At 71.1% G+C, this 4,738-nt stretch carries 4 protein-coding genes; 3 read left to right on the top strand and 1 reads right to left on the bottom strand.

From position 1 onward, the window contains the following. Positions 1 to 2: 2 nt before the first annotated feature. Positions 3 to 950 (bottom strand): NmrA/HSCARG family protein, encoded by a 948-nt coding sequence (locus tag ACWGDE_RS36305; protein ID WP_453393344.1) that lies wholly within the window; start codon positions 948 to 950, stop codon positions 3 to 5. A 507-nt stretch (positions 951 to 1,457) separates the two neighbouring features. Between ACWGDE_RS36305 and ACWGDE_RS36300 the strand changes: the two genes are divergently transcribed. The 3 genes from ACWGDE_RS36300 to ACWGDE_RS36290 all read left to right on the top strand — a co-directional run. Further along, on the top strand, positions 1,458 to 2,744 hold the full coding sequence (locus ACWGDE_RS36300) for an MFS transporter (protein WP_453393343.1): 1,287 nt from the start codon (positions 1,458 to 1,460) through the stop codon (positions 2,742 to 2,744). Between the two features lie 120 nt (positions 2,745 to 2,864). Beyond that, entirely contained in the window at positions 2,865 to 3,752 is an 888-nt protein-coding gene (locus ACWGDE_RS36295) for a LysR family transcriptional regulator (RefSeq protein WP_453393345.1), read from the top strand. A gap of 183 nt (positions 3,753 to 3,935) precedes the next feature. Next, positions 3,936 to 4,738 (top strand): hemerythrin domain-containing protein (locus ACWGDE_RS36290; RefSeq protein ID WP_453393342.1); only part of this gene is annotated, 803 nt, incomplete at its 3' end.

The raw sequence follows: 4,738 nt of genomic DNA, 5'->3' as shown, positions 1-4,738 counted from the left end.
TCTCAGTACCAGTCGAACCTGACCCGGAGACCGCCAAGCAAGGTAACCAACCTCAGGAGGGCCCGGAAGAGGGACCGCACGGCGTCGAGGTCGCGGGCTCCGGTGAAGCGGGCCTCGCAGTCGGCGTAGAACTGGAACATGTTGCCCGCCTCGTCGGCGCCGGGGAAGCCCAGGCCGCGGAACTCGTCCGGGGTCAGCGGGCGGTAGCGCACGGGCCGGCCGAGCGACTCGGCGAGCGCGGCGGCCATGTCGGCGACGGGCAGGTGTTCCCCCGCGATGCTGACGGTCGCGGCGATCAGATCGGTGCCCCGCTCGAAGATGGCGGCCGCGGTCCTGCCGATGTCCTCCACCCCGATGCCGGACAGCCGGTGCTCGCCCATGGGGAAGATCAGCTCGTACGCGCCGTCCTCGGCGCGCTGCGGGGCGAACGCGCCGTACAGGTTCTCCCAGTAGAAGGTGGTGCGCAGGAAGGTGGTCGGTACGCCGGCGTCCGTGAAGTAGTGGTCGGCCTCCGCCTTGCCGTCGAAGTGCGGGACCTTGTACGAGCCCTGGAGCGTGGGCATCCGGTCGTCGTCGACCGGGATGCAGTGGCGGGTGTCCTCCAGGGTGGACCAGATGGCGTGCTGCACGCCCGCGTGCCCGGCGGCCCGGGCCAGTGCCGCCGCCTGGGCCTTCTCGTGCGCGGCGTCCATGTCCTCCCAGAAGTTGGTCACCAGGTACGCCCCGTAGGCGCCCTCGAAGGCCGGGGCCAGGCTCGCCTCGTCGTCCATGTCCGCCCGGACCACCTCGGCCCCGAGCCGCTCCAGCTCCCGGGCCCGGTCCGAGTCGGGGTTGCGCGTGACCGCGCGCACGGAGAAGCCGCTGTCCGGGTCCTCCAGGAGCGCCCGGACGACCGACCCGCCCTGCTGTCCCGTAGCTCCGAACACCGTCACGGTCCGCTTCCCGGTCATCGCCAGCACCCACTCCCGCAACCTGCGCCTCGTACCCGCTCGGGGCACATTCCGCTACGGAACCTACGGCGACGGCCGGAGCCCGACCGGCAGGTACACGCCGGCCCCGCCCGTATGGACGTACGCCCGCCCATGGGCGGGCCGGTGCCCGGAACGCATCCCGGAGCGATCGATAAGGCCTGAGTTATCGGATCCCACCGATCTTCGCCGTTGATGGGCGGGGCGGGGAGCCGGAAGATCGACAGCGGGCCGGAGCCGCTGCTCGGTGAGCGGTGATCGGTTCGGCGCCCGTACCGGTGACGCCGTACCGCCCAGCGGGCCACCCGCGGCCGCCCGAGCGTGCCGGACGGGAGACAAGCCGTTGTCCCAGGGCGCCAGCATGCCCGCACACCCAGGAAGAGGTGCCTTCATGAACCCGCTCGTCGCCGGCGTGGCCGTTCCGGCCGTCGATCACGTGTCGACCGATGCCGGAACCCACGGAAATTCACATCGACTCGAGGAGAGGGCATGAAGGCGAACGACCGCCGGGTGCCCGGTGAGCGCAACCTGGTCGCCGGGATGCTGGTGGACGCGGTGGGCACCGGCATGTACGTCCCGTTCAGCCTGGTCTTCTTCCAGCGGATCACCGGACTGCCGCTGGCGACGATCGGCACCGTCCTGACCGTCGCCGGACTGCTGGCGATGGGCGCCATGCCGGTCGGCGGCTGGGCCGTCGACCGGTTCGGTGCCCGACGGGTGCGGCTGGCGCTCTACTTGATCCGCGGCGTCGGCTTCCTGGCCTTCCCGCTCGGTACCACCCTGCCGGTCTTCGCTCTGGTCGCGGTCCTCAGCGCGGCCGGCGCCCAGGCGTTCCCCGCGACCCAGCAGGCCCTGATCGGCGAGCTCGCCCAGGCGGAGCACCGGGACCGGCTGATGGCTCTGGCGCGGAGCGTGAACAACGCCGGGCTCGGCGCGGGCGGCCTGCTCGCCGCCGGACTGGTCCAACTCGGAGGCGACGGTGGCTTCCTGGCGGTCGCCTGGCTGAACGCGGCCACCTTCTTCGTCGCCGCGCTGTTCGCGCTGCGGATCAGGACGTCCCACCCGGCCGGTCCAGCGACCGGCCGGCAGCGGTCCGGCTACCGGGCGGTGCTGCGCGACCGACCGTACGCGGGGCTCACCGTGGCCAACTTCCTGATCGCCCTGGGGTATTCGGCACTCAGCGTGCTGCTGCCGGTGTACGCCGTGAGCCAGTTCGACCTGCCCGCCTCGGTGGCGGGTCCGCTGTTCGCGGTCAACACCGCGCTCTGCGCCTTCGCCGGTGTGCCGGTCGGCCGGCTCGGCCGGCGCTTCACCCGGCGCACCCGGGTGGCCGCGGTCGGGGCCCTGGTCTTCGCCGCCTCGTTCCTCGGCTACGCCCTGCTCGGCGACATGCCCCGCCAGGGCGTGATGGCCGGCCTGGTCGGGCTGCTGATCCTGTACACGGTGGGCGAGTTGGTGCACAGTCCGAGCGCCGGCGCCCTCTCGGTGAGCGCCGCGCCCACCGAGGCGCGCGGCCGCTACCTGGCCACCTACCAGCTGTCCTGGGCACTGTCCCAGACCCTGGCGCCGTCCCTGTTCACCGGGCTGCTGACGGTCGACGGCCGCCTGCCCTGGCTGGTACTGGCGGCGAGCTCGACGGCGGGGGCCGTCATGCTGATCGCCCTGGAGCGGCACCTGCCGGCCGAGGCGGTGTACACCACGGCGGTCGGGACCGTTCCGCCCGCACGCGGCGAGGCCGCCGTGGCGGGGAAGCTCAGCCGGGACCGCGCCGGCTGAGCCCCCAACTGGGGTATGACACGGGGTTCTTCAGCGCTCCGCGCACGTAACCGTGATCAACATATACTTCTGCGGTTCGACGGCCTCCGGGTCGTCGGCGGAGAGGGACACGGGGGCGTGATGGAGCTGCGGGACATCGAGATCTTCCTGGTCCTGGCCGAGGAGTTGCACTTCGGCCGGACCGCTGAGCGGCTGATGGTCTCCCAGGCACGGGTCAGCCAGGCCATCAGGAAGCAGGAACGGCGCATCGGTGCCGCGCTGTTCGAGCGCACCAGCCGCACCGTGCGCCTGACCGCCGTCGGACGTCAGCTCCGCGACGACCTGCAGCCGGTCTACGCGGGGCTGCACGCGTCCGTGGAACGCGCCCGGCTGACGGCCCGCGGTGTCACCGGCCGGCTCCGCGTCGGGATGATGCCGTTCAACGTCGTCGACATGTACCCGTACTGGAAGGCCTTCCGCTCGCGGCATCCCCAGTGGGAGCTGGAGATCCGCCAGCTGACGTACGTGGATCCGTTCGGCCGGCTCCGTGACGACGACATGGACGTCCTCGTCACCTGGCTGCCCGTGGAGGAACCGGACTTCACCGTCGGCCCGGTCCTGTGCACGGATCCACGGATCCTGGCCGTGGCCGCCGACCACGAGCTCGCCCACCTCACATCGGCGCGCCTGGAGATATTCGCGGACTTCCAGCACGTCGTCGCACCCACCATGCCGGACTACTGGGAGGACAGCTACCTGCCCTTCCACACCCCCCAGGGACGGTCGATCGAGCGTGTGGGCCCCGTGACCAACGCGGAGGAGCTGATCAACCGGGTCGGCATGGGTGAGATCATCCACAGCTTTCCCAGTCACATCACCCGGCACTGGGGCATGCCGAACATCCACTGGATACCCGTCACGGACATGCCGGCCCTGTCCTTCGCCCTGGTCTGGCGGACCGAGGCGGAGAACGAGCTGATCGGCGCTCTCGCCGCCACGGTCCGCGAACTCGGCTCCCTACGGTTCTGACGCGCCGCCGCGTCGTTCCACGACCGCTCCCGTACGGCCATAACCGTCGAGTTATCGATCAACCCACGAAGCTTGCGTTGATCCGGATACGGCTCCCACGGGAGGCTTCGGGTACCGGGCGAGCCATGACGCCACTGCCTGACACGGGCTCACCCGGTCACCGGCACCAGGAGTCAGACAGACGTGCGAGACAGGCTCGACATGACCGTGACGTACGCGATGCACAACGCACTGCGAAGGGAGTTGCACCACCTTGGCCGAGCCACCGCCCTCGCCCGTCCCGATCCCCGGAACCTCCTGCGCACCGCCGCGGGCTGGAAACTGTTCCGGAGCGCTCTCGACCTCCATCACGCCGCCGAGGACGACGCGCTGTGGCCCTCCCTGCGCCGGGCTCTGAACGGCCGCCCGTTCTCCCTGGCGCGGCTGGAGGTGATCGAGGCCGAGCACGCCGCGCTCGCTCTGCTGCTCGAGGCGATCGACCGGAACCTGGCCGGCCCCGACATCGGGCTCGACCTGTTCGGTGACCTCACCGGCTCACTGGTCACCGGACTGCACGGACACCTCCGCCACGAGGAGGAAGTCGTCTTCCCGCTGGTCCAGACGATATTGAGCAAGGAGCAGTGGGAACACTTCGGGCGCGTCCACGCCCGGCGGATCGCGGCCGACGCGGCACGGATCGTGCCGTGGCTCCTGGACGGCGTCACCGAGGGGACCGCGGCCGCCCTGCTCGCGCAGCTCCTGCCCGAGGCCGCGCGGCACACGTACGCACACCGATGGCGGCCCGCCTACGCGGCGCTCGACCGGTGGGGCTTCGCGGCACCGCACCGGACCATCCACCGCAACACGACAACTCGCCATCAAGACAGGAGTGTCATGAAGGTTCTGCTCACCGGCGCGACCGGCTACATCGGCTCCGCCGTCACCGACCACCTCACCGCGGCCGGCCACCAGGTCGTCGCGATCACCCGGGGCGCCGAGCCGCGGCC

The organism is Streptomyces sp. NPDC054956, from assembly GCF_053609185.1.
This window is presented reverse-complemented; position numbering and strand designations above follow the sequence as displayed.